The organism is Oleiphilus sp. HI0125 (genome assembly GCF_001635355.1).
The window spans coordinates 1-294 of the sequence record NZ_LWGF01000717.1; the positions used below are offsets into that span (position 1 = coordinate 1).

1 protein-coding gene is annotated in these 294 nt (G+C 40.8%); it reads left to right on the forward strand.

Annotated elements, in window-relative coordinates; genetic code table 11:
• On the forward strand, positions 1-236 hold a 236-nt coding region (locus tag A3762_RS27485), incomplete at its 5' end, for a hypothetical protein (RefSeq protein WP_197469194.1).
• Between the last annotated feature and the right edge of the window lie 58 nt (positions 237-294).

Below are 294 nucleotides of genomic sequence, written 5' to 3' on the forward strand. Positions count from 1 at the left end.
ATCTATATCTAGAGAAACCAGCGGAGGGTATTCAAATAAAGCTAGGAATTGATACTTATGTTGATCCTGGTGAAGCAGAAATTTCCGTAGAAATGCGCTTGGACTCAAATCGCGATGGAGTTACCGATGAACGTGACTTCTTGTACGGTTGGTATGAACAGCGCAACGGTGTTGATTTGCTGATCTATGCAGACGAGAGTAATCCCGATAAGTTAGAACTCGAATCCCTGTTCTAGCGCTTAATTATCCCTTTAATTCATTTTTTAAAGAGGCTTCGGCCTCTTTTTAAGTTGT